The 24,895-nt window shown below is 58.4% G+C and carries 20 protein-coding genes; 4 read left to right on the top strand and 16 right to left on the bottom strand.

Translation table 11 applies throughout. The features are described 5' to 3' along the window. The 5 genes from sseB to trmJ all read right to left on the bottom strand — a co-directional run bounded on the left by sseB (position 1) and on the right by trmJ (position 4,889). Entirely contained in the window at positions 1-765 is a 765-nt protein-coding gene (gene sseB / locus OXR04_RS19440) for an enhanced serine sensitivity protein SseB (RefSeq protein ID WP_009088716.1), read from the bottom strand. Positions 766-811: 46 nt separating this feature from the next. Beyond that, positions 812-2,098: an aminopeptidase PepB gene (gene pepB, locus OXR04_RS19435; protein ID WP_140029711.1), complete on the bottom strand. Its 1,287-nt coding sequence runs from the start codon at positions 2,096-2,098 to the stop codon at positions 812-814. Positions 2,099-2,259: 161 nt separating this feature from the next. Next, a complete protein-coding gene (locus OXR04_RS19430) occupies positions 2,260-3,420 on the bottom strand; it encodes an IscS subfamily cysteine desulfurase (protein ID WP_058957398.1) in 1,161 nt (386 codons plus the stop codon). An 88-nt stretch (positions 3,421-3,508) separates the two neighbouring features. Next, positions 3,509-4,006, bottom strand: coding sequence for a Fe-S cluster assembly transcriptional regulator IscR (gene iscR / locus OXR04_RS19425; protein ID WP_140029712.1), 498 nt, complete (start codon positions 4,004-4,006; stop codon positions 3,509-3,511). 145 nt (positions 4,007-4,151) lie between these two features. Further along, entirely contained in the window at positions 4,152-4,889 is a 738-nt protein-coding gene (trmJ, locus tag OXR04_RS19420) for a tRNA (cytosine(32)/uridine(32)-2'-O)-methyltransferase TrmJ (RefSeq protein ID WP_046102371.1), read from the bottom strand. Between the two features lie 132 nt (positions 4,890-5,021). Here trmJ and suhB point away from each other — a divergent pair, with 132 nt between their 5' ends. Next, on the top strand, positions 5,022-5,825 hold the full coding sequence (gene suhB, locus OXR04_RS19415) for an inositol-1-monophosphatase (RefSeq protein WP_009088706.1): 804 nt from the start codon (positions 5,022-5,024) through the stop codon (positions 5,823-5,825). Between the two features lie 59 nt (positions 5,826-5,884). Here the strand turns inward: suhB and OXR04_RS19410 are convergent, their stop codons facing one another. The 3 genes from OXR04_RS19410 to OXR04_RS19400 all read right to left on the bottom strand — a co-directional run bounded on the left by OXR04_RS19410 (position 5,885) and on the right by OXR04_RS19400 (position 8,699). Next, positions 5,885-6,898: a TIGR04086 family membrane protein gene (locus OXR04_RS19410; protein WP_046102373.1), complete on the bottom strand. Its 1,014-nt coding sequence runs from the start codon at positions 6,896-6,898 to the stop codon at positions 5,885-5,887. A 203-nt stretch (positions 6,899-7,101) separates the two neighbouring features. Next, positions 7,102-8,082, bottom strand: coding sequence for a nickel/cobalt transporter (locus OXR04_RS19405; RefSeq protein ID WP_267372621.1), 981 nt, complete (start codon positions 8,080-8,082; stop codon positions 7,102-7,104). Next, positions 8,073-8,699 carry a DUF1007 family protein gene (locus OXR04_RS19400; protein WP_009088701.1) on the bottom strand — a complete coding sequence of 209 codons (627 nt, stop codon included), beginning with the start codon at positions 8,697-8,699 and terminating at the stop codon, positions 8,073-8,075. Before OXR04_RS19400 ends, OXR04_RS19405 begins: the two co-directional genes overlap by 10 nt. A gap of 155 nt (positions 8,700-8,854) precedes the next feature. Here OXR04_RS19400 and csiE point away from each other — a divergent pair, with 155 nt between their 5' ends. Beyond that, positions 8,855-10,123: a stationary phase inducible protein CsiE gene (gene csiE / locus OXR04_RS19395; protein ID WP_267372620.1), complete on the top strand. Its 1,269-nt coding sequence runs from the start codon at positions 8,855-8,857 to the stop codon at positions 10,121-10,123. Here the strand turns inward: csiE and OXR04_RS19390 are convergent. Continuing rightward, complete coding sequence (locus OXR04_RS19390; RefSeq protein ID WP_058957396.1) at positions 10,105-11,253, bottom strand: 3-phenylpropionate MFS transporter; 1,149 nt, start codon at positions 11,251-11,253, stop codon at positions 10,105-10,107. The two genes, csiE and OXR04_RS19390, sit on opposite strands and share 19 nt — an antisense overlap. A gap of 128 nt (positions 11,254-11,381) precedes the next feature. Continuing rightward, a complete protein-coding gene (glyA, locus tag OXR04_RS19385; protein WP_009088694.1) occupies positions 11,382-12,635 on the bottom strand; it encodes a serine hydroxymethyltransferase in 1,254 nt (417 codons plus the stop codon). A 325-nt stretch (positions 12,636-12,960) separates the two neighbouring features. Between glyA and hmpA the strand changes: the two genes are divergently transcribed. Continuing rightward, positions 12,961-14,145, top strand: a complete 1,185-nt coding sequence (gene hmpA / locus OXR04_RS19380; RefSeq protein WP_267372619.1) for an NO-inducible flavohemoprotein — start codon at positions 12,961-12,963, stop codon at positions 14,143-14,145. A 93-nt stretch (positions 14,146-14,238) separates the two neighbouring features. Here the strand turns inward: hmpA and glnB are convergent, their stop codons facing one another. From glnB to purL, 5 genes are all read right to left on the bottom strand, one after another. Then, positions 14,239-14,577 (bottom strand): nitrogen regulatory protein P-II, encoded by a 339-nt coding sequence (glnB, locus tag OXR04_RS19375; RefSeq protein WP_003848647.1) that lies wholly within the window; start codon positions 14,575-14,577, stop codon positions 14,239-14,241. Positions 14,578-14,760: 183 nt separating this feature from the next. Next, positions 14,761-16,098 carry a two-component system response regulator GlrR gene (gene glrR / locus OXR04_RS19370; RefSeq protein ID WP_181161966.1) on the bottom strand — a complete coding sequence of 446 codons (1,338 nt, stop codon included), beginning with the start codon at positions 16,096-16,098 and terminating at the stop codon, positions 14,761-14,763. Further along, on the bottom strand, positions 16,095-16,763 hold the full coding sequence (qseG, locus tag OXR04_RS19365) for a two-component system QseEF-associated lipoprotein QseG (protein ID WP_267372618.1): 669 nt from the start codon (positions 16,761-16,763) through the stop codon (positions 16,095-16,097). Before qseG ends, glrR begins: the two co-directional genes overlap by 4 nt. A gap of 3 nt (positions 16,764-16,766) precedes the next feature. Continuing rightward, positions 16,767-18,194 (bottom strand): HAMP domain-containing sensor histidine kinase, encoded by a 1,428-nt coding sequence (locus tag OXR04_RS19360; RefSeq protein WP_009088686.1) that lies wholly within the window; start codon positions 18,192-18,194, stop codon positions 16,767-16,769. 560 nt (positions 18,195-18,754) lie between these two features. Further along, on the bottom strand, positions 18,755-22,642 hold the full coding sequence (gene purL / locus OXR04_RS19355; protein WP_058958394.1) for a phosphoribosylformylglycinamidine synthase: 3,888 nt from the start codon (positions 22,640-22,642) through the stop codon (positions 18,755-18,757). A gap of 268 nt (positions 22,643-22,910) precedes the next feature. On the opposite strand from purL, the gene mltF reads away from it, so the two are divergent. Beyond that, positions 22,911-24,377, top strand: a complete 1,467-nt coding sequence (mltF, locus tag OXR04_RS19350; RefSeq protein ID WP_150028955.1) for a membrane-bound lytic murein transglycosylase MltF — start codon at positions 22,911-22,913, stop codon at positions 24,375-24,377. Here mltF and tadA read toward each other — a convergent pair. Further along, a complete protein-coding gene (tadA, locus tag OXR04_RS19345; protein WP_009088680.1) occupies positions 24,374-24,865 on the bottom strand; it encodes a tRNA adenosine(34) deaminase TadA in 492 nt (163 codons plus the stop codon). The genes mltF and tadA overlap by 4 nt on opposite strands. Positions 24,866-24,895 lie beyond the last annotated feature (30 nt).

Raw genomic sequence — 24,895 nt, 5'->3', positions numbered from 1 at the left:
TCAGATAATCCGCTCGCTGCCCTTGAAGTCACGCAGGAAACTGCCCCAGCGACGTTCATAAAAGGGCGTGATGTGCGCGGTAAAGAAGTGGCTGATACCGCGGTCCTGCAGGGTAACTTCGCAGATATCAATCGGCGCATCGTCCGGCAGCGTATCCGTTGCCACGCTGCCCGCCGCCTGAATGATCGCCTCAATGTTGCTGTCCGCTTCGATACCAATCAGCAGATTAGGCGCTTCGTCGGCCTGCTCACGAATGCTGGCAACAAAGGCGCGCCGCACCTCTTTGTGCTTGCTGAACAGCTGCGTCAGCGAGTCGATCATCTGCGCAGGCGGCTCGGCCACCTCAGAGAGCAGCAGGGCGTGCCCGCCTTCCAGCACGGTCTGCTGACTCAGCGCACTGCCCTGCTCCGCCAGCAGATGCGTAATCTCTGCCGGGGTAAACTCTTTGCCGGATGGGAGTTTTGGATTGAGAAACAGCGTTTCGCCGCGCGTAATCTCAAACAGCGTCCGCACCGGCAGACGCAGCCAGGCCTGTTCACCGGTGACGGCTTCGCTCATCGCCTGTTCTGACGTGAAAAAAGGAATGATGCTGCTGCCATCCTCTTTTTCCCAGTGCTGCAGATCAACCGGCGTACTGGCATCGAGCTGTGGCTGGGTGCTTTCACCCGGAACCCAGACATCGGACTCCAGCAGCAGTTGAAAAAATTCGGGCCGATGGGCTGGCTCAGTTGCGGCCAGCTTCAGCACCTCTTCAAGACGGTTCATAGTTGCTCTCTGCATCGCGGTGGCATCGGCCACCGCTGGGGTCAGCTTATTTCAGTAACAGGTTGGCGATAGTGCGCACGCCCAGGCCGGTTGCGCCTGCGGCCCACTGATCGACCGCGCCTTTGCGGTAGGTCGCAGAGCAGTCAATGTGCAGCCAGCCCTGCTGATAGTGGCTGACGAAGTGGGACAGGAACGCTGCCGCACTGCTGGCACCCGCCGCATGGGAAGGGCTGGCGATGTTGTTGAGGTCGGCGAAGTTAGACGGCAGGTGACTGCGATGGAATTCTGCCAGCGGCAGACGCCAGAAAGGTTCATTCTCGCTCACCGCGCTGCCCATCAGCGACTGTGCCATCACGTCGTCAAAGGTAAACAGCGCATGGTAATCGTTACCCAGCGCCGTTTTGGCTGCGCCGGTCAGGGTGGCAGCGTCGATCAGCAGCGTCGGATTCTGTTCGCTGGCATCGATCAGGCCGTCGGCCAGAACCAGACGTCCTTCCGCATCGGTGTTCATCACTTCCACCGATTTACCGTTGCGATAGCGAATGATATCGCCCAGTTTAAAGGCGTTGCTGCTGACCATGTTGTCGGCACAGCAGAGGTAGAGTTTGACTCGCTTGTTGAGGCCACGGGAAATCGCCAGCGCCAGCGCGCCGGTGACGGTCGCCGCTCCGCCCATATCTGACTTCATCGAATCCATGAAGCTGCTCTGCTTCAGGCTGTAGCCGCCGGTATCAAAAGTGATGCCTTTACCGACCAGACAGGCATAGACCGGCGCACTCTCATCACCGCTCGGGTTGTAATCCAGCGCCAGGAAAACCGGCGGGCGATTCGAGCCACGTCCTACGGTGTGCAGACCCATGTAGCCCTGCTCGCGCAGATCGTCACCTTTAGTGATGCGATAGCTGACGGCGCTGCCGCCTACTTCACTGATCAGATCGATCGCCATGTGTGCCAGCTGTTCCGGCCCCAGATCTTCTGCAGGCAGGTTGATGACGTTGCGGACCCAGTCGATTGCTTTCAGACGACGGTCAAACTCCGCCTGCTCATGTTCACCCAGCGCCGGCCACTCCACCTGACGCTGCCCTTTCGGGCCACGGAAGCCCTGCCAGAATGCCCAGCACTGTTCAAGGTGCCAGCCTTCGCCGGTGAGCGCAACGTGGCGGATCCCCTGGCTGTCGATTTTGTGCGCCGCACGCTGAATGGTATTCAGCGCATCCGCGCCGGTCAGATGCAGCGTCATGCCGCTGTCGTTGCTGCTGAGAATCGCTTTTTCGCCCCAGCGCGCATCGGCGGGCTGGCTGCTAAGCGTGATGTTCATCGGTTGTGTGGTCATCGAAAAGCTCCATAATCGTTATCTGTTTCATCCAGCCTGATTGTTATAACGGCTTTAATAAGATGTTAAATGCAATCCGCAGACAGACCTGATAACAGATTCCGTCGGGTGATGCCAGCGAAGTGCAATGACAGGTGCCGTTTCCGGATTCTGACCGGGTGTCAGGATTTCATTAATGCCCGCAGACGCGTCACGGATTTCTGCACCAGCGCGATGGCATAGTCGATCTCTTCATCGGTGGTGAAGCGTCCCAGCGAAAAGCGCAGTGAACTGTGCGCCAGCTCTTCACTCAGCCCCAGCGCCCGCAGAACATAGGACGGCTCCAGGCTGGCGGAGGTACAGGCCGAGCCGGAAGAGAGCGCGAGATCTTTCAGCGCCATGATCAATGATTCACCCTCAACGTCAGCGAAACTGACGTTGAGAATATTCGGCGCGCTCTGCTGAGGATGGCCGTTAAGGGTCACGCCCGGCAGTGTGCTGATGCCCTGCCAGAGACGCTCACGCAGCGCCTGCAGACGCGCCATCTCGGTTTCGCGCTCTTCAGCTGCGATGCGAAAGGCTTCCCCCATCCCGACAATCTGATGAACCGGCAGGGTGCCGGATCGCATACCGCGCTCGTGCCCGCCACCGTGGATCTGGGCAGCGATCTGCACGCGCGGTTTCCGCCGCACATAAAGCGCGCCGATACCTTTCGGGCCATAGAGTTTGTGAGCAGAAAAGGACATCAGATCAACCGGCAGCACGCCGAGATCGACAGGCAGCTTGCCGACGCTCTGGGTCGCATCCACATGAAACAGAATCTCACGTTCGCGGCAGAGTTCACCAAAGGCGGCGATATCCTGAACCACGCCGGTTTCATTATTGACGTGCATCAGGGTGACCAGAATGGTGTCGTCGCGCAGCGCCGCCCGCAGCTGGTCAGGGGAGATAATGCCGTCAGTGCCTGGCGTAAGCCAGGTGACCTCAAAGCCTTCACGTTCCAGCTGCTGACAGCTGTCGAGTACCGCTTTGTGTTCGGTCCGGCTGGTGATGATATGTTTGCCGCGCGCCTGATGGGCGTGGGCCGCACCTTTGATTGCGAGGTTGTCAGATTCGGTGGCGCCTGAGGTAAAGACGATTTCACGCGGATCGGCATTGACCAGTTCGGCGATCTGATTACGCGCAACATCGACCGCTTCTTCAGACTGCCAGCCAAAACGGTGCGATCGCGAGGCCGGGTTACCGAACGTGCCATCCAGCGTCAGAAACTGCATCATTTTGCTGGCCACACGCGGATCGGCCGGCGTGGTGGCGGCGTAATCCAGGTAAATCGGTAATTTCATTGCGCTACAGCTCCGTATAAAAAATCATACGTCTTTATAGCAGATTCGGCCCTGACCGCGTTAGCAGTAAGGGCCGCAACAGGGGGGATTACGAGGCGCGCTGATTGATGTTGATTTCCTGAGTACGCGGGCTCTGGAAGCGGCGATTATCAATCGCATTCTGCCGGTCGGCGACATCCAGGATCTCCTGATTGTTCACCAGCTCAGCCAGCGTGATGTTATTCAGGAAGTCACTGATGCGCACGCTCAGGTCGCGCCACAGTACGTGGGTCAGGCAACGTTCGCCGCCCTGGCAGCCCTCTTTACCCAGGCACTTCGTTGCATCAACAGACTCATCCACGGCGGTGATCACTTCACCGACAGAGATGGTATTGGACGCTTTGCCCAGCAGATAACCGCCGCCCGGTCCCCGGACGCTGGAGACCAGATCGTTTTTGCGCAGCCGCGAGAATAACTGCTCCAGATAGGAGAGCGAAATGCCCTGACGCTCTGAAATATCAGCCAGCGGGACCGGGCCTTCATGGGAGTGAAGGGCAACGTCCAGCATTGCGGTAACGGCATAACGTCCTTTGGATGTCAGTCTCATAGCATACGACCTCAATAGCGTCCGGTTATCGGAGGATTAGCAACAGATGCTCTGAAGTCTGACATTCCCGAGTAAATTGGTCAACTATTTAACCTGGTAAAACACTCAACTATTTAACCTGGTAATTCAGTCAACTATTAACCGCTTATTTTTTATCGCTTTTTGGCTTTTCAAAGGAGGAAAGCATGCCGCGCAGAATGTTGAGTTCATCGCGTTCCGGACGCGCGCGGGTATAAAGACGGCGCAGTTTGCTCATCACCTGACCAGGATTGGCTTCACGGATAAAGCCGCTGTTCAGCATCATCTGTTCCATATGCTGATAGAAGCGCTCCAGGTCGTCGACCAGCGGATAAGGCGATTCTTCATACTTCGGTGGCGGGCTGGCCTGCTCCTGCGACTGTAACCATGCCATGCGCACTTCATAGGCGATAATCTGCACCGCCATCGCCAGATTCAGCGAGCTGTACTCCGGATTCGCCTGAATCGCGACGTGATAGTGACACTTCTGCAACTCTTCGTTGGTCAGGCCGACGCGCTCACGCCCAAAGACCAGCGCGACCGGTGCCTGCTGGCCCTCTTCCACACTTTTCACGCCGCACTCACGCGCATCCAGCATTGGCCATGGCAGTGAGCGGGACCGTGCGCTGGTGCCCACGACCAGGCTGCAGCCGGCGATCGCCTCATCCAGCGAGTCGACGATTTTCGCGTCGCCGATAACGTCGCTGGCACCCGCCGCGAGTGAGATGGCCTGTGAGTCGGGCTTGACCAGCGGATTCACCAGATAGAGGTTGGTTAAGCCCATGGTTTTCATGGCGCGCGCAACGGAGCCCATGTTACCGGTGTGAGAGGTCTCAACCAGAACGATACGAATATTTTGCAGCATGATTAGGGATACTCAGAAACGGGTCAGTAAAATCAGTGGGGAGAATCCTAACATAAAGCAGGACATTTACCGAACACACTGCTATACTCCGCGCCGTTTTCCCCGTTCTTTAACATCCAGCGAGAGATACCGATGCATCCAATGCTCAACATTGCCGTGCGCGCAGCGCGCAAGGCCGGAAATTTAATTGCCAAATATTATGAAACCCCGGACGCCGTCGAAGCCAGCCAGAAAGGCAGCAACGACTTCGTAACCAATGTTGACCGTGAAGCAGAACGCCTGATTATCGAAATCATTCGTAAATCTTACCCGAAACACACCATCATCACCGAAGAAAGCGGTGAGCTGGCGGGCGAAGATCAGGACGTTCAATGGGTTATCGATCCGCTGGATGGCACCTCAAACTTCATCAAACGTCTGCCCCACTTCGCTGTCTCTATCGCTGTGCGCATCAAAGGCCGCACTGAAGTCGCGGTCGTTTACGATCCGATGCGCAATGAGCTCTTCACCTCTTCACGCGGTCAGGGCGCCCAGCTGAACGGCTATCGTCTGCGCGGCAGCATTGCCCGCGATCTGGATGGCACCGTGCTGGCAACCGGCTTCCCGTTCAAGATGAAGCAGCATGCACCGGCTTACATGAATATCCTGACCAAACTCTTTACGCAGTGCGCCGATTTCCGCCGCACCGGTTCAGCTGCGCTGGATCTGGCCTACGTGGCCGCCGGTCGCGTGGACGGTTACTTTGAAATCGGCCTGAAACCGTGGGACTTTGCTGCAGGTGAACTGCTGGTTCGTGAAGCGGGTGGTCTGGTGACAGACTTCACCGGTAACCATGGCTATATGCACTCCGGTAATATCGTTGCCGGTAACCCGCGCGTGGTGAAAGCGATGCTCTCCTCCATGCGTGATGAGCTGAGCGAAGCGTTAAAACGCTAAGTCTCAGACAGAAAAAAGGCGGCTTCTCAGCCGCCTTTTTTATTGCCTGTTACAGGGGATTAGCGACGTTCGTGCGCCAGCACCTGACGAGGCTGAGTACGACGACCCACCATGCCCATCACACCCGCCAGCACGGCTTCGATGATCAGCAGAATCAGGGCATACCAGCTCGCTTTTGCAGTGGCAGCGGCCGCTTTTTCGCCGGCTTCACGCGCTTTCTGCTCAGCCTGCTGTTTCAGTTCCTGATACTTCTGAACAGCCTGCTGATAGCTCTGCTCGGTTTTGGCAACGATCTGATCCACTTCCTCATCGCTTTTACCGGTACGCGCCTTGATAATATTTTTCAGCGCATCACGGTCAGCGGCCTGCAGCGTATCAGAATGACGATCCATCACACCTTTTAACCAGTTAGCCAGATCGGTATCGGCCGTCTGCGGATGGTTTGCGGTATTGTTCGCCTGATTCTCTGCATTCTGCGCTTCGTTATTCGCATCCTGTTTTAAATTCTCTGGCTGTAATTCCGGCTTACCGGTCTGACGCAGCGTGGTTTCCAGTTCGCTCTGCAGGTTATCCAGATTAATATTATTTTCCTGCAGCTTCTCTTTTGCCATTTGCGTTACCGAAGGTGCCGCTGCGGAAATACCATTACCCAGCGCCTGGAAGCCGGAGCCTACAATATTCATCGCGCCGCCTAATACACTGGAAGCCAGCGTAACCGCCAGGTAAATAGTGAAAATTGTGCTAAGGCCAAACATCAGTAAGCCGTGCATGGCGCCTTCGCGCTGCGCCAGACGTCCTGCCACATAGCTACCCGCCGCAATGGCAACCAGCATCTCAATCGCCGTCCAGACCAGTGCGCCCGTACCAAGGCCATCCAGAGGATTCTGTTCTTTCATCGGATCAATGGTGGTGGCACCGATCGCCGTTCCCAGCAGCGTCAGAATGATGTGAACGATAAGCGCGCAGATAACACCGGCAAATACGGCGCTCCAGGAAATACGCTTTAACGGTAATCCTGCGGGCCCGGTCGCCAGCGTTTCGGTATAACCATTATTAATACGGGTATCAGCCATGAAATATACTCCTCGCAAAAAAGAAAGCTGCTTTGATCTTTTATCATCCCGACGGCGACGTGCCGATTTGGTATTAACAGCGTAGACAGGAAATAGTCACTTCTCCACTAAAGCGGCGTGAGAAAATAATAAAGATGTGAATTTAAAGCGGATTAGCGAAGAGAAGAACGCAGCGGCTATTTTATTCCCGCTGCGTTTTTAATTCAGAAAGGCCGGATACCACCGCCCAGCGTCAGCTGGGCTGATTGCCACAGGGCGAGACCCGCGACGATTAAAATCAGACTGCCGGTCAGGGTCAGCAGCGGGATAAGCAGCCGCGCGCTGCCCGCCGTTTCGCGGGGCTGCGCCAGCCGTTGCGCCACTGAGCGCGCCTGCTGAACCAGCACGCCTATGGCGGAAATGGTGAGGGCCGTGCCGAGCGCCATCACCGCAGCCGAGATCACGCCCCAGCCATACACGCCGATCACTTTGGCAAACAGCAGCATCATGATCGCGCCGGAACAGGGGCGTAATCCCATCGACACCACGACCAGCAGCAGAGTTTTCAGGCTGACACTTCCCTGCATCTGCTGCGGTGTTGGCAGGTGCGCATGTCCGCATCCACACTGCGCATCATGCTGATGATGGGGCTGGAAAGCGCGAAACAGTGGCGCAGGCCGGGGACGCAAAGCCCGCCACAGGGCACGCAGCGCCCGATAGCCCATCAGCACACCCAGACCGATCACCAGCAGATAGCTGCCCTTCTCCAGCCAGAAACTGCTGAGGTGCAGCTGGCGCGACGAGGTTTGCAGTATGACCAGCATCACCGTCACCAGCCCGATAGCTACCGAGCCCTGCAACAGTGAGGCGAGCAGCGTCAGCCTGATACTGGTTTTCACTCTGGCAGGATGGGTCGCCAGAAAGGTGGCGATCACCACTTTTCCGTGGCCCGGCCCCAGCGCATGCAGCACGCCATACAGCAGGCTGAAAATCACCAGCGACAGACCCGCCTGATGGGGTTGCTCAGCCACCTGCTGCAACAGTTGCGTCATCTGCCGGTGCAGATCTTTCTGCCACAAGACGCTCTGCAGCAGAATCTGTGACCAGTAGATCCAGACCAGCAGTCCGCCGCTCAGCAGCAGCGCCGCCATCAGCCAGAGTGGCCAGAGCCGCGATCCCCGCCCCGGTGTGGACATTACTGACATGTCAGCCCCACCGTCTGAGCAAACTGGCGGCCCAGATCCATCTCCTCTGCGGGGGCATCGGCTTTATCCAGCGACAGCGCATACTGCTTCAGCGAATCATTGGGTTTCGGTGTTGTCAGGGTAAAGCGGCAGCGCCCCTGCAGTGCAGGCGGCAGCGTTAAGGCACCGGGATTGTCATAGAACATATCGACGAAGTAGGTGGGATCGAAGGTCAGGATCTCAAAGTGCTGTCCGGTCAGCGTCGGCGGCTCCGCCAGCGGCAGAATAAATTCGAGCACCGCCTTGTGGCCATTGCGTGACAGATTATATTCCGTTGGCAGATTCAAAAACTTTACCCGCTGTTTGTTATGCCAGACTTCAGAAAAGTAGTGCTGGCCAAGAACGTTCGCCATCACGCCCGCCGCCAGCTTTTTCCACACCACGCTGCCCGGCCTGGCGTCGCCTGCATCATAAAGCAGATCGGCGGAGGTGATTTCATCCATGGTCCAGGTCATCTTTAAACCGGTAAAGGTGTCACCCTGTGCCACCAGCGCGGTTTTCATGTCGATGAAACTGTGAGGGTGAGCCACGACAGCCGGACTTAGTGCCATCAGTAAGGTTAAAAGTGCGCGTTTCATAATGTTATAAAGTAACGTTCCCGATGAAAAGAATCTATAAGTAACAAAATTTTGTGACCCGCCTTAAACCTCCGGCAAATAAACCGCGCAAAGCGCACAGGCGCTGACGCGGTTGACTATTCTTAGCTCAAAATAGCTTGCTGGAAATCTGATTGATGAGTTCTGCTACCCCTTTGGCACCACTCTTCACCCGTTCACAGCGTCAGTGCCACCTTTTATTGCTGCTGTTTCTGCCATCATCCGCGCTCACACTTGAGAAAGTCTGCCAGCTTAATGGCGTCGATCCTGCCATTGCCCGACAGGATATCGCGGATGTCGGTCATGAGATACAGCGATATCACCAGCTGGAATTGCACCAGATGGTGGACGGCAGTTTTCGTCTTCATGGCACAGAGCTGAATCGGCGACTCTGTCTGCTGCACAACCTGCGGCGCAGTCTGCGTCTGTCGCAGGAGTTTGTCTGCGCGCATTTTGCCGCCCCGCTGCGCCAGCGCCTGAAGGTGATGAAGATTGAGAAAGCGCTGTGGGATGAGACCAATCTGCAGGCACTGATCCAGCACTGCGGCCTGCGCCTGAAGCGGGATTTCAGCGAGCGTGACCGCCTTTTTCTGCAGATTTTTATGAAATATGGCTTATGCGAGCGCCAGCCGGTGCTGTTCAGTGAGGCGCAGCGTCACTGGCTGCTGCATAAGGCAGAGCGGCAGGCCGCCGAGGATGTGATTCACCACTGGCGCAAACGCTGCCACCTGGCCCCGCCGATCAGCGAAGCAGATTTCTGGACGCTGCTCTTCAGCCAGATCCATACGCCGCTGACCCATGCCATTCATCATCCTGCCGAGCAGCAGTTAATGACGGCGACGCAGCAGTTGATCAATGATTTCGAACAGTGCGCCGGTGTTACCTTTGCTGACCGCGACGGGTTGCTGAACCAGCTCTACCCGCATCTGGCCCAGGCGCTGGAGCGCACCCACTTCCATATCGGTATCGACAACAGCGTCGCGCTGGATGTCAGCCGCCTCTATCCCCGTCTGCTGCGCACCACCCAGCAGGCATTACAGCCTTTTGAACAGCACTACAGCGTCGCTTTTACGCCGGAAGAGGTGAGTTTAATGACCATTATCTTCGGTGCCTGGCTGATGCAGGAGAGTGCGTTGCAGGAGAAGCAGGTGCTGATTCTGACGGGCGATGATACGCAGCTGGAGCAGGATGTGGAGCAGCAGATCCGCGAGATCACGCTGCTGCCGATCAACATTACCTATCAGGATATCAGACAGTTTCAGCAGGAGGGTGCACCGCGAGATGTCGATATCATCATCTCGCCCTACCCTACTTCGCTGCCTCTCTTCTCGCCGCCGCTGGTGCACGCTGAACTGCCGCTGACGTTACACCATCAGCAGCGTATTCGTTATTTACTGGAGTCGTAGCCGGGACGAAGGAACAGGGCGGGCAGCGCCACCAGCGCCATGACCCAGAAAAGGTGGCCCTGCAGATGGGTAAATAGCACGCCACAGATCATGGTCATTACCGCAATCCCGCCGCCCATTGCCAGAGCGGAGTAGAGCGACTGCAGGCGGATCACTTCGGCTCCCTGCCGCGCCGCAATAAAGCGCATCGCCGCCAGATGACAGACGGTGAAGCTGCCACAGTGGAGGATCTGCGCCACTATCAGCAGCGGCAGTGCGGTAGTGGCTCCCATCAGGCTCCAGCGGATTAGCGCGCAGATGCCTGAAAGCAGCAGCAGATCCCGGGCGCTCCAGCGACGGAACAGGCGGTTGCTCAGGGCAAAGACCACGACTTCCGCCACCACGCCCAGCGACCAGAGATAGCCCACCGTCGAGGCGGAGTAGCCGCTCTCCTGCCACCAGATAGCACTGAAACCGTAATAGGCGGCGTGCGCCCCCTGCAGCAGCGTCACGCAGAGCATGAACCGCCAGACGGCATTCTCACGCAGCAGCGCCCGCCACGCCTGCCAGCCCCCACCTGCGGCACCCTGACGCTCATCGCCCTGTGGCTGCGTGACGGGGGTCAGCATCATACCGGCCAGCATACTGACCGCGCCCAGCGACAGCAGCAGCAGAATCGCCTGGGAGGTCCAGGCGCTGACCAGCACACCGGTTAACGCCGAGCTGAGCACAAAGGCCAGCGATCCCCACAGTCGCACCGGTCCATAAGCCAGACCAATCTGCCGTGTCCAGGTGGCGGCCAGCGCATCGCTGAGCGGCACCAGCGGGGAGAAAAAGAGGTTGAAGCCAATCATCACCGCCATCAGCCACATCCACTGCTCACCCACCCAGAATCCGATGATGAACAGGCAGGTCATCAGGGCCAGCAGCCGCAGCGCCGTAATCAGCCGGGCAGGATTTCTGACCTGAGACGCGATAAGCAGGCTGCCGACAAAGCGCGCCACCATGCCACAGCCCAGCAGCAGGCCGATTTTTTCTGCATCCAGGCCGGTGCCTTTCAGCCACACGCCCCAGAATGGCAGGTAGATGCCGTAACAGAAGAAGTAAGTGAAGTAGCCCAGTCCGAGCCATCTGGCGGAGCCGATTGCCATATTCCCTCCAGCAGGTTTGCTGCCTTGCAGCACAGGTGGGCGCTACTCTGGCAGAGCGCCACCGGACAGGCAATAAAAAAGGATGGCAGATGCCATCCTTTTTGTGGTGTCTTACAACAGGTTAGCGATTAAGCGTAGACCGGCAGACGACCGCAGATTTCCAGCACTTTCTGCTTAGTGCGCTCAATGGTCGCTTCGTCATTGACGTTGTCCAGCACGTCCGCGATCCAGCCTGCCAGTTCACGCACGTCTGCTTCTTTAAAGCCACGACGCGTGACGGCCGGGGTACCGATACGGATACCCGAGGTGACAAACGGGCTCTTCGGATCGTTTGGCACGCTGTTTTTGTTGACGGTGATGTTGGCACGGCCCAGTGCGGCATCCGCTTCTTTACCGGTCATGTTTTTGCTCACCAGATCGATCAGGAACAGATGGTTATGGGTTCCGCCAGAGACGATGTCGTAACCGCGCTCAATCAGCACCTCTACCATCGCTTTGGCGTTTTTTGCCACCTGCTGCTGGTAGGTTTTGAACTCCGGCTCCATCGCCTCTTTGAAGGCTACCGCTTTACCGGCGATAACGTGCATCAGAGGACCACCCTGACCGCCCGGGAAGACCGCAGAGTTGAGCTTTTTGTAGAAATCTTCGTCGCCGTTCTTCGCCAGAATGATGCCGCCACGCGGACCCGCCAGGGTTTTGTGGGTGGTGGAGGTGACGATGTGCGCATGCGGAACCGGGCTCGGATAGACCTCAGCCGCGACCAGACCGGCAACGTGCGCCATGTCGACGAACAGCCAGGCACCAACGCTGTCGGCGATTTCACGCATTTTTGCCCAGTCGCAGACGCCGGAGTAGGCAGAGAAGCCGCCCACGATCATTTTTGGCTTGTGGGTCTGCGCCAGTTCAGCCAGCTCGTCATAGTCGATTTTACCGGTTTCATCGATACCGTAAGCAACCACGTTATAGAGTTTGCCGGAGAGGTTAACCGGTGAGCCGTGAGTCAGGTGTCCACCGTGCGCCAGGTTCATCCCAAGGATGGTGTCGCCCGGCTGCAGCAGCGCGGTGTAGACGGCGAAGTTTGCCTGTGAACCGGAGTGAGGCTGCACGTTAGCGTAGTCGGCACCAAACAGCGCTTTTGCGCGATCGATCGCCAGCTGCTCAACGATATCAACGTATTCACAACCGCCGTAGTAGCGTTTACCCGGATAGCCTTCAGCGTATTTGTTGGTGAGCTGAGAACCCTGCGCCTGCATAACACGCGGGCTGGTGTAGTTTTCAGAAGCAATCAGTTCAATGTGCTCTTCCTGACGCACTTTCTCCTGCTCCATCGCCTGCCACAACTCGGCATCATAATCGGCAATGTTCATATCACGCTTTAACATCCGGATCTCCTGACTCAGCTAACTTTCTGACGGTATTTGCCCCCTCTGGGAGCGAAGGCCAACAGTGTAAACCGTTTTAACAGGTGAAGGTAGGGTGAACCGCCTCTTTTTACGCAAACGATTGGCTGGCGGGTGGCACTGCTTTTTTACACCTTTTCTCTCCTCTCCGGCCCGCCGAATCCGCGTCTGATAACAGGCGCTTTTTTCCGGATGCACGGAAAAGTTGCCACCGGCAGCCGGTGAAAACTGACCGGCGGGTTTACAGCAGAAGCGAGACGGTATTAAGATGCATTTAAAATGCAACTTTAAAAATGAGGTCACTGATATGCTTGATGCACAAACAATCGCCGCTGTTAAATCGACCCTCCCTGCCGTCGCCGCCTGCGGTCCGAAGCTGACCGCGCACTTTTACGAACGCATGCTGACCCGCCACCCTGAGCTGAAAAACGTTTTCAACATGAACAATCAGCGCAACGGTGCTCAGCGCGAAGCGCTGTTTAACGCTATCTGCGCCTATGGCGCGAATCTGGAGAATCTGGCCGTGCTGCTGCCCGCCGTAGAGAAGATTGCGCAGAAGCACACCAGCCTGAATATTCAGCCTGCGCAGTACGCTATCGTCGGGGAGAATCTGCTGGCAACGCTGCGCGAGCTGCTGAATCCGGGTGAAGAGGCGCTGGCCGCGTGGGGACGAGCCTATGGCGTGCTGGCGGATCTGTTCATCCAGCGTGAGGAGGAGATTTATCAGGCGACAGAGAACCAGCGCGGTGGCTGGCGCGGCACCCGTGCGTTTCGCATCAGCGTGATTGAACAGCAGAGTGAGGTGATCAAAAGCTTTACCCTGACGCCGGTTGGCGGGGGGCCGGTAGCGGCCTTTAAACCGGGTCAGTATCTGACCGTTCATCTGCAGCCCGCCTCTTTCGACCATCGTCAGATCCGTCAGTATTCGCTTACTCACCTCAGCAACGGCAGAGATTACCGTATCGCGGTGAAACGTGAAGCCGCGGGCAGCGTCTCCGGCTGGCTGCATCACCATGCCTGCGAAGGTGATGTGCTGCAGCTGACTGCGCCGCACGGGGATTTCTTCCTTGAAGTCACCCCTGCTACGCCGGTGGCGCTGATCTCCGCGGGCGTGGGTCAGACGCCGATGCTGGCGATGCTGCATGCGCTGGCCGCCGGTCATCATCGCGCGCCGGTCAGCTGGCTGCACGCGGCAGAGAACGGCAGACAGCATGCGTTCCGCAATGAAGTGGCCGCGACAGGCGCACAGCTGGCCGATTTCACCCACCGGGTCTGGTATCGTGAGCCCGCAGCTGAGGATGCCGGGCACTATGATGCTCAGGGCGTGATGGATCTCACCGCCCTCTCTGCACGGCTGGCCTCACCCGCTACCCACTTCTATCTCTGCGGTCCGCTGGCTTTTATGGAGCACGTGGTGGCGCAGCTGCGGGATGCCGGCGTGGCAGACACACGCATTCATTACGAAATGTTTGGCCCGCATAAAGGCATGTAATGAGCGTGAAAAAGCCCGCAGCGCGGGCTTAATCTGTTGAACGATGCAGGGTAATGCTGGCAGCAGCGGATAGACGCAAGGCGCAGGAGGACATCAGATTGCCTCTTCATCCTCTTCGCCGGTACGGATTCGCACCACGCGCGCAACGTCAAAGACAAATATTTTACCGTCACCGATTTTGCCGGTCTGCGCCGTGCGCATAATGGTCTCGACGCAGGTATCAACGATATCGTCGCCCACCACCATCTCGATCTTCACTTTCGGCAAAAAGTCGACCATATACTCTGCGCCGCGATACAGCTCGGTGTGCCCTTTCTGGCGACCAAAGCCTTTAACCTCACTCACGGTCATCCCGGTGATGCCCACTTCCGCTAAGGCTTCACGAACATCATCGAGCTTGAATGGTTTGATAATCGCATCAATCTTTTTCATGTCAGACCCTTTTTCACTCCCTCCATGGTCAGAGGGTTTATCAAGTATAAATGTTGCTGGCGCTGTCGGGCGCTAATATCCGGGATTCTTCAGGTTGCCGCAAGCGCTGTCAGCGCCGGGAGCGTGCCCGGCCACGATCCCGGCCTCAGCAGGCAACCTGCCGCTCGCCCGTCTCAGCCTGCCCTACTCTTTGAAATCACTGGCATCCAGCTCATGACGGGAAAGCAGCTTATAGAACTCCGTGCGGTTGCGTCCAGCCAGTCGCGCGGCGTTGGTCACGTTGCCCTTCGTCATCTGCAGCAGCTTACGCAGATAGTTCAGCTCAAACTGATTACGCGCCTCGGCAAAGGTGGGCAGCGCACTGTTTTCTCCGCTTAACGCCTGCTCCACCAGCGCATCGCTGATGACCGGCGATGAGCTCAGCGCCACGCACTGCTCAATCACGTTAACCAGCTGACGCACGTTGCCAGGCCAGCTGGCGGCCATCAGACGCTTCATCGCATCGACTGAAAAACTGCGCACCTGCGGTTTATGGCGTTCCGCAGCCTGACGCAGCAGATGATTAGCCAGCAGCGGAATATCTTCGGTGCGCTCATGCAGCGCCGGAATTTTCAGGTTCACCACATTGAGACGATAGAAGAGATCCTCACGAAACTCCTTTTTCTCCATCGCCTTCGGCAGATCGCGGTGGGTGGCGGAGATAATGCGCACGTCGATCTCGCTGTCGTGATCGCTGCCCAGCGGCCTGACCTTGCGCTCCTGCAACACCCGCAGCAGCTTGACCTGCAAGGGTTGCGGCATGTCTCCAATCTCATCCAGGAAAAGCGTGCCGCCGCCTGCGGTTTTGAACAGCCCTTCGCGGGCGCTGACCGCGCCGGTAAAGGCCCCTTTGGCGTGACCGAACAGCTCCGACTCCAGCAGCTGCTCCGGCAGCGCGCCGCAGTTAATGGCGACAAACGGCTTGCCGTTGCGCGGGCTGGCGGCGTGGATCGCCTGCGCCAGCATCTCTTTACCGGTGCCGCTCTGTCCGTTGATCAGCACGCTGACGTCCGACTGCGCCACCATATGGGCTTGCTCCAGCAGCCTTAACATCAGCGGGCTGCGGGTCACAATCGCCTCCCGCCAGCGGTCATCACTGACCGGCGCCTGCTGAGCCAGCGCCTCATCAATCGCTTTATAGAGCGCATCGCGATCGACCGGCTTGGTCAGGAAGCTGAATACCCCCTGCTGCGTAGCGGAAACCGCATCCGGGATCGACCCATGTGCGGTCAGGATAATCACCGGCAGACCGGTATGGCGTTTCTGAATCTCGCCAAACAGCGCCAGGCCATCCATTTCATCCATGCGCAGATCGCTGATCACCAGCTCAATCTTCTCTTTCTGCAGCAGGCGCAGCGCCTCTGGTCCACTGGCTGCGGTGGTGACCTGATAGCCTTCGCTGCTCAGACGCATGCCCAGCAGCTTCAGCAGGCTGGGATCGTCATCCACCAGCAGCAGTTTTGCCGCTTGTCTGACCATTATTGCTCCTCATCCTGTGGCAGCGCGGTGCCGTGGCCGTTTTCAGAGACATCCGGGGCTTTGCGCGAGGAGAGCTGACGCTCAATGTCCGTCAGCCGCTCCAGCTTATGCTGGGTATCGCTGAGCTGCTGCTGCTGTTTAACCATCTGCTGGCGGAGCGTCTCCTGCTGAAGGTCGCTGCTCTGTTGCAGATGCGCATAGCGGGTGCGCGCTTCGCTCAGGTCAAGCTGCGCAGTCTGGTTACTTCGCCACAGCTGAATCAGCGGGCGCACGGACGGCGGAAAATCACTGTTGTAGCGATCCAGGGTTGCCACATAGTCACGGCGTTCAACGGGCGTTACGTTGCCATTGGCCATCAGCACGCCCTGCTTGAAGGCGCGCGACCAGCTCTCTGCCGGCCAGCGGTGGGCTTCGGCTCTCGCTTCGGCGGGAGAGAGGCGTTCCGCGCAGTCAATCGCCCGCATCCAGTAGAGGGGATTGCTTAGCGCCGCGCTCTTCTCTATCGGCCACAGATCGTTACAGCGGGTCGCCAGGTAGTCAGCGACCGTCACCTCCGGCTCCGCCACCTGATGACCAGACGGCTGAGAGTAGGTGGCCGGTGCGGTGGTGCATCCGCTGAGCAGCAGCGTCGCCAGCGTGCTCAGCAGCAAAGCGGGTAAATATTTCATCAGTCAGACGTTCCCGGCTGTGGTGTTCAGTTCAATTCGAAAACAGACATCCGCCTGTTCACAGGCAACCAGCGTCAGGTCGCCCTGCATCCGGCGCAGGCAATCTTTGGCAATGCTCAGACCCAGCCCGCTGCCCTTGACCGGCCCTTTACGCTGCTGGCTGCCCTGATAGAACGGCTCAAAAATCATGGCCTGCTCCTCCGGCGGGATCGGCGTGCCGCTGTTGGCGACATCAATCCAGATCCGATCCCCCTGCTGCTGACTGCGCAGCCAGATGGTACCGGATTCGCTGCCGTAGTTCACGGCGTTCGAGTAGAGGTTATCGATGACCCGCACCAGAAGCGTGGGTTCAGCAAGACAGTGGCTGACTTTGAGGTCGACTACCGTCTGCATCATTCTGGCATGGGCCGAGAGTGCATGCGCGTTCACCACCGACCCGACCGCATCCACCACGCTGACCGGCTCCAGCCGAATCGGACCATCGGCCAGTTTGCGGTTGTAATCAAGCAGCTGTTCAATCAGGCGCTGCAGATGGCGACTGCTGCCGTCGAGGATAGCGACCACCTCTTTCTGATCGGCATTCAGCGAGCCAGCCACCTCATCCGCCAGCAGCTCCGTGCCTTCGCGCAGGCTGGCCAGCGGCGTTTTCAGTTCATGAGAGATATGGCGCAGAAATTCATGGCGCTGCGTTTCCAGCCAGGCCAGCCGTTCGCTCAGCCAGACGATGCGCTGTCCCAGCGACCGCAGCTCGCGCGGGCCACGAAACTTCACGCTATTCCCCAGCTCCCGCCCTTCCCCCAGCCGGTTGATCATCCGCTCGATACGCTTGACCGGTCCGATAATCATGCCGGTGAACAGCGTCATCAGCGCGAGGCTGATGATAAACAGAATCAGCGCCTGCCAGCCGAAAAACTGGCCGCGATCGGCAATTTCGCGCTGCAGCTGTAAGCCGCGCGCAAACACCACTTCACGCGTGTCCTGCACCATCTGCGCGTTGGTGGCTGAAAAGCGATCCAGCGCCTCTGCGGCAACCGGCACCGGATTGCCATTGTCACATTTCAGTGGCGTCAGCAGCGGCAGGGTGGCCTGCAGCGTCTGAAAGACGGGCAGTTCCGGCAGGCTGGCGCTGTGCGAACTCAGCATCTGACTGTAGCGGGTGTGCTGGGTCTGATAGAGGCGGGCCAGTGAGGCATCGTCCAGCACGCAATACTGACGATAGCTTCGCTCCAGCTCCACCGCCGTGCGCGCCATCGCCTCACTGCGGCGAACATCGGTAAACGTATTGCGGTTGGTGTCAGCGGCCTGCTCGCTTAGCGCAGAGAGACTTTCCCACGCCTGCCAGGCCAGCACCAGTAAAGGCAGCAACACCAGCACGAAAGCCATCAGCACCAGCTGACGCAGAGAACGGGGAAATAAACGCCATTTTTTCACGCGGCCGCTTCCTTAAAAGAGTGCTGACAGGATGCTAGCGGACTCTGCTGACGGAAGAAAGGGGAAGAAAAGAAAACGGCAGGCTCAGTGGCCTGCCGTGGACACGACGCGCAATGCCTCGTGTAAGAATGGGTGGAGCCTTACTCAACGTTACGTCCGGTGTTTGATAACGCAAGCGATTATCGGTCAGTTGGACGGCAGGCTCCGTTTGGTGCGTCATTCGGGCTTTATGAGCTCTTTTCCGCCAGGCGGGGCAATCATAAACAGGTGAATGAGCAGCTGCAGGATTATAGCAAGTTCCGTGCCAGAAAATAAATGATTATATTTTTCAGCATATTGCCTGCCTTAGCCCGCCTCCCCGTGCGAAAAGTCTGATGATGACAGGGGTGGAGTGTCGTCCGAAAGCGACACAAAATCACCTCTGTTCAGCAATCTAATAAAATCAGCAGGATAGATGTCGCCAGAAAGCGACATTGTCCTTACCGCTCTGTCGCCTTTTGCCAACAGGAAGCAAAAAAAGAGGAGGCCCGGAGGCCTCCTCTTTAATGCAGCGGATGAAATTAACCCAGCTGTCTGCGTGCGTTGCGGAAAATACGCATCCACGGGCTGTCTTCGCCCCACTCTGCCGGATGCCAGGAGTTGCTGACGGTACGGAATACGCGCTCCGGATGCGGCATCATGATGGTGACGCGACCACTTTCGTTCGTCACGGCCGTGATACCGTTTGGCGAGCCGTTCGGGTTAGCCGGATAGGTTTCGGTCACCTTGCCGAAGTTATCCACGAAGCGCAGCGCCACCAGACCTTTCGATTCCAGCGCGGCCAGATGCGCCGCATCACGCACCTCAACGAAGCCTTCACCGTGGGAAACCGCGATAGGCATGTGCGAGCCGGCCATGCCGTCCAGCAGCAGTGACGGACTGGCGGCCACTTCGACCAGGCTGAAGCGGGCTTCGAAGCGCTCAGACTGGTTACGCACAAAGCGCGGCCAGAGATCGCTGCCCGGGATCAGCTCACGCAGATTCGACATCATCTGGCATCCGTTACAGACGCCCAGCGCCAGGGTCTGCGGACGGTGGAAGAAGGTTTCGAACTCATCACGCACGCGCGGGTTGAACAGAATCGATTTCGCCCAGCCCTCGCCCGCGCCCAGCACGTCACCGTAGGAGAAGCCACCACAGGCAACCAGCGCCTGGAACTCTTCCAGACCGCGACGACCGGCCAGCAGGTCGCTCATGTGCACATCAATGGCGGTGAATCCGGCACGGTCGAAAGCCGCAGCCATTTCCACATGGGAGTTGACCCCCTGCTCACGCAGCACGGCGACCCGTGGACGCGCACCCGTGGCGATCATCGGTGCCGCCACATCTTCCTGCGGATCGAAGGTCAGATTAACGTTCAGGCCTGGGTCGCTGTCGTTTTTCTTCGCCTCATGCTCCTGATCGGCGCATGCCGGGTTGTCACGCAGGCGCTGCATCTGCCAGGTGGTTTCTGCCCACCAGGTCCGCAGCGTGGTCCGGCTTTCGCTGTAAACGGCACTCTCACCGGCACGGATCACGAAGCGGTCGCCCGGTTGCGCGCTGCCCAGCAGATGCGTTGAGGCGGCAAGGCCGTGATCGGCAAGGATCTGCTCAACCGCAGCACGATCGGCGGCGTTAATCTGGATCACGGCGCCCAGCTCTTCGGTAAACAGTGCGGCCAGCGCATCGTTACCCAGCGCGGCGATGTCAACGTCGATGCCGCAGTGACCGGCAAAGGCCATCTCGGCCAGGGTCACCAGCAGGCCCCCGTCTGAACGGTCGTGGTAAGCCAGCAGTTTCTGCTCAGCCACCAGCGCCTGAATGGCGTTAAAGAAGCCCGCCAGCTGAGTGGCATCGCGCACGTCCGCAGGCTTGTCGCCAAGCTGACGATAGACCTGAGACAGCGCGGTTGCGCCGAGGGTATTTGCCCCATTGCCAAGATCGATCAGCAGCAGCAGGTTATCCCGGTCGGCCTGCAACTGCGGCGTGACGGTGCGGCGCACATCTTCGACCCGGGCAAACGCGGTAATTACCAGCGACAGCGGAGAGGTCATCTCACGCTGTTCGGTGCCTTCCTGCCAGCGGGTTTTCATCGACATCGAATCTTTACCGACCGGGATAGTGATCCCCAGCGCCGGACAGAGCTCTTCGCCGACCGCTTTCACCGCCGCATATAAACCGGCATCTTCACCCGGATGACCGGCTGCAGACATCCAGTTTGCCGAAAGCTTCACGCGCTTCAGCGAGCCAATCTGGGTTGCCGCCAGGTTGGTCAGCGCTTCACCCACGGCCAGGCGGCCCGAGGCGGCGAAGTCGAGCAGTGCAACCGGCGAACGTTCGCCGAGGGCAAAGGCTTCACCGTGATAGCTGTCGAGGCTGGCGGTGGTCACGGCACAGTTGGCGACCGGGATCTGCCACGGTCCGACCATCTGATCGCGCGCCACCATGCCGGTCACGCTGCGGTCACCGATGGTGATCAGGAAGGTTTTTTCCGCCACGGCTGGCAGATGCAGGACACGATTGACGGCATCAACCAGGGTAATGCCGTCACGCTGCAGTGCGTTGCCCTGCGCCTGCTGCGTTACCACATCCCGTGTCATCTTCGGCGTTTTACCGAGCAGAACGTCAAGCGGCATGTCGATCGGCTTATTATTGAAATGCGAATCTTCCAGGCTCAGGTGCAGCTCTTCGGTCGCTTCACCAATCACCGCAAACGGGGCGCGTTCGCGCTGGCAGATCGCTTCAAACTGCGCCAGCTGATCCGGTGCCACCGCCATCACATAACGTTCCTGCGATTCGTTGCACCACACTTCCAGCGGGCTCATACCCGGCTCATCGCTCAGGATGTCACGCAGATTAAAGCGGCCGCCGCGGCCGCCGTCGCTGACCAGCTCTGGCATCGCATTGGAGAGGCCACCCGCGCCCACGTCGTGGATAAACAGAATCGGGTTCTCATCGCCCAGCTGCCAGCAGCGGTCGATCACTTCCTGGCAGCGGCGCTCCATCTCCGGGTTATCGCGCTGAACGGAGGCGAAGTCGAGGTCAGCATCAGACTGGCCCGAGGCCATTGATGACGCGGCACCGCCGCCCAGACCGATGTTCATGGCCGGGCCGCCCAGCACCACCAGTTTGGCACCGACGCTGATTTCGCCTTTCTGTACATGGTCGGCACGGATATTACCGATGCCGCCTGCCAGCATAATCGGCTTGTGATAGCCGCGCAGTTCGGTGCCGTTGTGGCTGGTGACCTGCTCTTCGTAGGTACGGAAGTAGCCATTCAGAGCCGGACGACCAAATTCGTTGTTAAACGCCGCCCCGCCCAGAGGACCGTCGGTCATGATCTCCAGCGCGCTGACGATGCGAGCCGGTTTACCGAAGTCCTCTTCCCACGGCTGCTCAAAGCCCGGGATGCGCAGGTTAGAAACGGAGAAGCCGACCAGGCCCGCTTTCGGCTTGGAGCCGCGTCCGGTTGCGCCTTCATCACGGATTTCGCCACCGGAACCGGTAGCGGCACCTGGCCACGGTGAGATGGCCGTCGGGTGGTTGTGTGTTTCCACCTTCATCAGGATGTGCGCCGCTTCCTGATGCCAGCGATATTCGCTCTCTCCGGCGTCAGCGAAGAAGCGGCCCACTTCGGAACCTTCCATTACGGCGGCGTTATCTTTATACGCAGAGAGCACGTAGTCCGGCGTCTGCTCCATCGTGTTTTTGATCATCTTAAACAGCGATTTCGGCTGTTTTTCGCCGTCGATAATCCAGTCGGCGTTGAAGATCTTGTGACGGCAGTGCTCAGAGTTCGCCTGAGCAAACATATAGAGTTCGATATCGTTGGGGTTGCGCCCCAGCGCGGTAAAGGCCGTCACCAGGTAGTCGATCTCATCATCCGCCAGCGCCAGACCCAGCGTGGTGTTCGCCTGAACCAGCGCCTGACGGCCCTCACCCAGCAGATCGACACTCTTCACCGGCTGCGGCGTATGGTGCGCGAATAATTGCTCAGCCTGCGCCAGATCGCTGAAGACCGTTTCCATCATCCGGTCGTGCAGCAGTGTGCTCAGCGCCTGCCACTGCGTTTCGGTCAGCTGCGGGGCCTGCACATAAAAGGCCAGGCCGCGTTCGAGGCGGCGAACCTGCGGCAGGCCGCAGTTGTGAGCGATGTCGGTGGCTTTGGATGACCAGGGCGAAATCGTACCGGGACGCGGGGTCACCAGCAGCAGACGGCCCTGCGGGGCATGTTCAGCAAGAGAGGGACCATATTTCAGCAGGCGCTGCAGACGGCTCTGTTCGTCTGCGCTTAACGGCGTGCTGACATCAGCAAAATGGATGTACTCGGCGTAAATATCACTCACCGGCAGATGAGCGTCCTGAAAGCGGGTCAGCAGTTTGTTTACACGAAATGCCGACAGGGCGGGCGAACCACGCAGAATTTCCATTACATAAGTCTCTCGTCAGGGCGCCGGGCGACGCTTGATTGGGCGCAACAGGGAAAACGGGGCGTATTATAGAGAAAGCGCCTTCGCGACGAAACCGTTTGCGCACAATTTTTGGCGACACGGATTTGCCTGAAATTTGCGCAAAAGCTGCTATAAAAGTTGCTCAGCGTCATTTTGTTGCGCAAAATGCCCCTCGCTCTGGGAGTTCAAAGAAGACAAATACTGCCTTTAAAAGACAGAGGCCTTAGAGCCAGCGAGAGATAACTATTTGAAACGCCTAAAATTTAATTATCTGTTTATCGGTCTGGTTGCCGTGCTGTTAGCGTTAGCGCTGTGGCCATCCATTCCCTGGTATGGGGGTGGGCAGGATGCGATTTCACAGATTAAATCACGGGGAGTGCTGCGCGTCAGCACCATCAATTCCCCCCTGACTTACTACACCGTCAATCAATCTCCGGCCGGTATGGATTATGAGCTGGCAAAACGTTTTGCTGATTATCTGGGCGTAAAGCTCAAGGTCACGGTGCGCCCTAACCTGAGCGATCTGTTTGATGACCTGGATGATGGTAAAGCCGATTTGCTGGCCGCTGGCCTGAATTACAACAGCGAACGCCTGACCCGTTATCAGACCGGGCCGGGTTACTACAACGTATCGCAGCAGCTGGTCTACCGCGTGGATAAGCCTCGCCCCAAAAACCTCGGTGACTTAAAGGGGCGGTTAACGGTCGCGTCCGGATCGGCTTACCTCTCCACGCTGAAGAGTGCCCGTTCCAATCAGTTCCCCGATCTGGACTGGGCCATCTCCACCGACCAGAGCCCGAAAGCCCTGCTGGAAGCGGTGGCAGACGGCAAGCTCGACTACACCATTGGTGACTCCGTCACCATCGCCCTGCTGCAGCGTATCTACCCGCAGCTGGCGGTGGCGTTCGACGTGACTGATGAGGAGCCGGTCACCTGGTATGTGCGGCACAGCGACGATGACAGCCTGAATGCCGCGATGCTCGACTTCTTTAATGGCATGGGTGAAGAAGGCGCGATGGCGCGACTGGAGGAGAAGTATCTCGGCCACGTCGGCACCTTCGATTATGTCGATACCCGCACCTTCCTGCGCGCGATCGACAACACGCTGCCCGACATTAAGCCGCTGTTTGAGAAGTACGCCACCAGCATTGACTGGCGGTTGCTGGCGGCGATCTCCTATCAGGAGTCACACTGGAATCCTCAGGCCACCTCCCCTACCGGCGTGCGCGGCATGATGATGCTGACGCGCAACACCGCAGAGAGCCTGGATGTGGGTGACCGCACCGACCCTGAACAGAGCATTCGCGGTGGCAGTCAGTATCTGCAGGATATGATGTCGAAAGTGCCCCAGACCATCCCGGAAGATGAGCGCATCTGGTTTGCGCTGGCCGCCTACAACATGGGCTACGCCCATATGCTGGATGTGCGGAAACTCACGGCCCGTCAGGGTGGCAATCCGGACAGCTGGGCAGATGTGAAGCTGCGGTTACCGATGCTGAGCCAGAAACGCTACTACGCCCAGACGACCTACGGCTATGCGCGCGGGCATGAGGCCTATAACTATGTGGAGAACATCCGCAAGTATCAGATCAGTCTGGTGGGCTATCTGCAGGAGCAGGAGAAGCGCCTGGCACGCCAGGCAGCGGAGGCAGCAGCCGAGGCCGAACTGGCCAAAGGCTATCCGGCGGTGGAACCGAAGATCGCCATGAACTAACTCTGGCGTTGCGCCTGACGCAACGCTTTTTTCTCTTCGCGCCGCATACGAAAGAAGTCGCTCAGCATCGCAGCACACTCTTCCGCCAGCACGCCGCTCGCTAACTCAACCTGATGGTTCATGCCGGGGTGACCCAGCACATCCAGCAGCGAACCCGCCGCCCCGCTTTTCAGATCGTGCGCGCCATAGACCAGCCGGGTGATCCGGCTGTGCACCATCGCCCCGGCGCACATGACGCAGGGTTCCAGCGTCACATAGAGGGTGGTTTCCAGCAGACGGTAATTTTCCAGCACCTTGCCGCCCTGGCGCAGAGCCATGATCTCCGCATGGGCGGTGGGATCGTGCTGGCCAATGGGACGGTTCCAGCCTTCGCCGATCACCCGGTCATTCTGCACCAGCACCGCCCCCACCGGCACTTCGCCCTGCTCCCAGGCCCGGCGTGCCAGGCTGAGCGCATGGCGCATCCAGTATTCATCTTGTTGTTTCATGCAGACCACTCCGGGCGACAGAAAAGCGGC

It is taken from the genome of Pantoea sp. GM_Pan_3 (assembly GCF_026541045.1).
Taxonomy (GTDB): Bacteria; Pseudomonadota; Gammaproteobacteria; order Enterobacterales; family Enterobacteriaceae; genus Pantoea; species Pantoea anthophila.
Note: the sequence above shows the minus strand (reverse complement) of the source record. Positions and strands in the feature narration are given on the sequence as shown.

Bases quoted from the DNA above. Each gene is read 5' to 3' on its own strand.
- sseB (WP_009088716.1), bottom strand. From the start codon at position 765: ATGAACCGTCTTGAAGAGGTGCTGAAGCTGGCCGCAACTGAGCCAGCC.
- pepB (WP_140029711.1), bottom strand. From the start codon at position 2,098: ATGACCACACAACCGATGAACATCACGCTTAGCAGCCAGCCCGCCGAT.
- OXR04_RS19430 (WP_058957398.1), bottom strand. From the start codon at position 3,420: ATGAAATTACCGATTTACCTGGATTACGCCGCCACCACGCCGGCCGAT.
- iscR (WP_140029712.1), bottom strand. From the start codon at position 4,006: ATGAGACTGACATCCAAAGGACGTTATGCCGTTACCGCAATGCTGGAC.
- trmJ (WP_046102371.1), bottom strand. From the start codon at position 4,889: ATGCTGCAAAATATTCGTATCGTTCTGGTTGAGACCTCTCACACCGGT.
- suhB (WP_009088706.1), top strand. From the start codon at position 5,022: ATGCATCCAATGCTCAACATTGCCGTGCGCGCAGCGCGCAAGGCCGGA.
- OXR04_RS19410 (WP_046102373.1), bottom strand. From the start codon at position 6,898: ATGGCTGATACCCGTATTAATAATGGTTATACCGAAACGCTGGCGACC.
- OXR04_RS19405 (WP_267372621.1), bottom strand. From the start codon at position 8,082: ATGTCAGTAATGTCCACACCGGGGCGGGGATCGCGGCTCTGGCCACTC.
- OXR04_RS19400 (WP_009088701.1), bottom strand. From the start codon at position 8,699: ATGAAACGCGCACTTTTAACCTTACTGATGGCACTAAGTCCGGCTGTC.
- csiE (WP_267372620.1), top strand. From the start codon at position 8,855: ATGAGTTCTGCTACCCCTTTGGCACCACTCTTCACCCGTTCACAGCGT.
- OXR04_RS19390 (WP_058957396.1), bottom strand. From the start codon at position 11,253: ATGGCAATCGGCTCCGCCAGATGGCTCGGACTGGGCTACTTCACTTAC.
- glyA (WP_009088694.1), bottom strand. From the start codon at position 12,635: ATGTTAAAGCGTGATATGAACATTGCCGATTATGATGCCGAGTTGTGG.
- hmpA (WP_267372619.1), top strand. From the start codon at position 12,961: ATGCTTGATGCACAAACAATCGCCGCTGTTAAATCGACCCTCCCTGCC.
- glnB (WP_003848647.1), bottom strand. From the start codon at position 14,577: ATGAAAAAGATTGATGCGATTATCAAACCATTCAAGCTCGATGATGTT.
- qseG (WP_267372618.1), bottom strand. From the start codon at position 16,763: ATGAAATATTTACCCGCTTTGCTGCTGAGCACGCTGGCGACGCTGCTG.
- purL (WP_058958394.1), bottom strand. From the start codon at position 22,642: ATGGAAATTCTGCGTGGTTCGCCCGCCCTGTCGGCATTTCGTGTAAAC.
- tadA (WP_009088680.1), bottom strand. From the start codon at position 24,865: ATGAAACAACAAGATGAATACTGGATGCGCCATGCGCTCAGCCTGGCA.